Annotated in this window: 1 protein-coding gene; it reads left to right on the plus strand. The window is 74.5% G+C overall.

Going from position 1 to position 2074, the window contains the following annotated elements:
- Nucleotides 1-444: 444 nt before the first annotated feature.
- Complete coding sequence (locus ACFUN8_RS37265) at nt 445-1983, plus strand: phytoene desaturase family protein (RefSeq protein ID WP_383647862.1); 1539 nt, start codon at nt 445-447, stop codon at nt 1981-1983.
- Nucleotides 1984-2074 lie beyond the last annotated feature (91 nt).

Genomic DNA, 2074 nt, shown 5'->3' on the forward strand with positions numbered 1-2074 from the left:
GGTCGGGCTTCCTCACTCCAGGCCCGACCGGAGCGGCGCACGGCCCACCCCGTAGCGGTCGGGGTGCCACGCCGCTCCGCAGCCCCGTGTCGGCGGTTTCGGCGTCGCGCCCCTCCCGTGCCCCTCACTCTTCCGTCTCCGCAGGTGAGGGCCTATCCGCGTCTCTACTCATCTCATGTACTAGGTACGGATACTCAGTACCCCGTCGCGGACCTCACCCGTCCGGCCCACGCGCTGGCCACGATCGCCTCCGTGTCCGTACTCCCGCCTTGTCTTCACCGGCGGCTGGGCCAGCGGCATCAACCTGGGACCCCGCACACGGTGATCCGACCGGTGGCCTCCAGGATCCGGAACTTCCGGCGGCGCAAGGCGGAGAGGCGCGCGGGGCGGCGTCGGGCCTCCCGGGCGCGGCACCCGGAAAAGCGGCCGCTAAGGTCCATTTCCATGGCACGGATTGCGGTGATCGGCGCCGGGATGGGCGCGATGGCGGCGGCTGCCCGGCTGGCCGTGGCGGGGCACCGGGTGACGGTGTACGAACGCTCGGCGACGTACGGCGGCGCCCTCGGCCGGTTCGAGCGCGACGGGTTCGCGTACGACACGGGGCCCGCGCTGCTGCATCTGCCGGCCGTCTACCGGGATCTGTTCGTCAAGACCGGCAAGAAGCCGCTCGAAGAGTGCGTGCGGATGACCCAGGTCGACCCGGCGAGCCGGCATGTCTTCCCCGACGGCACCGACGTGTCCCTGCCCAACGCGTCGCGCGCCGGCGTCGTCGCGGCCCTGGACGCCGCCCTCGGCGGCGGCGCGGGCGAGCGGTGGGGCGACTTCCTCGGCCGGGCGCGGGACGCCTGGGACCGGTCGCGGCGCCCTCTGTTGGAGGAGCCGCTGCGGGACGACTGGCAGGTGCTGGGACGCGATCCGTATCCGGCCGTCCGGCAGCGGAGACTGCTGCGCGGGCCCCGGCTGGCGGGCACCGTCGCCGAGGTGGGGGCCCAGGAGCTGGGTGATCCCCGGCTCGCCGCGCTGTTCGAGGGGTACGCCCTGTCGTACGGTCTCGATCCTCGGCACACCCCGGCGGGCGCCGCACTGCTGCCGTACATGGAGCAGACCTTCGGCAGTTGGTACGTACGGGGCGGGATGCGGGCGCTGGCGCACGCGGTGTACGAGCGGTGCCTGGCGCGCAGGGTGGAGTTCGTCTTCCACGCCGATGTGACCCGGATCGTCGAGAAGGACGGCCGCGCGGCCGGTGTCGAGCTGGCGCCGGGGCCGTCCGTCGGCGCCGCCACGGTCGTCGGGGCGGACCATGTGGTGGCGGGCACGGCTCCCGCCGCGCTCGTGGGCGAGGAGCTGTGGCGGGACGGCGACGTACGGCCCGGGGGCGGGGGCGCGGGCGTCGGGACGCCGTCGGTCCCCGGCCGGTTCACGGTGCTGCTGGCCCTCCGTGGCGGCAGGCCGGACGGCACGGCGCACCGTACGGTGGTCCACTCCCCCGCCCGCGTCGACGAGGCCGGCGCCGTGTTCTCGGGGCGGACGGCGGAGCGGCCCACGGTCACGGTGCTGCGGCCGGACGACCCGACGACGCGTCCGGACGACGGGCACGAGGCGGTCACCCTCACGGCGACCGTGGCACCGCACGGTCCGGTGGACTGGACGGACGCCGGGCTGCGTGAGCGCTACGCCGATGTGCTGGTGGAGACGGCCGGCGCCGCCGTGCCCGAGCTGCGGGAGCGGCTGTGCTGGCGGGAGATCCGTACACCGGCGGACACGGCGGCCACGACCGGGGCGCGGGGTGGCTCGGTGCCCGCGCCGTCGCTGGCGGGTGCCGGGGGCCGGCTGCTGCGTCCGGCGAACACCACGCGGCTGCCCGGTCTCCATCTGGTCGGCGGCGAGGCGCATCCGGGCGGTGGGCTTGCGCACGCGGGGATGTCCGGGGCGCTGGTCGCCGGGCTGATCGTCGAGGGGGCGGACTTCCGCGGCTCGCGCTAGGTGTATTGATCACGAGCGTTGTTGACACTGGTCGGGCTTGATCATGGCGAAGACCTCCGGTGTGGTGGAGCTGTCTAGGAACGCACCACTC

Origin of the sequence: Streptomyces sp. NPDC057307 (assembly GCF_042667665.1) — a bacterium.
In the GTDB taxonomy this organism is placed as follows: domain Bacteria; phylum Actinomycetota; class Actinomycetes; order Streptomycetales; family Streptomycetaceae; genus Streptomyces.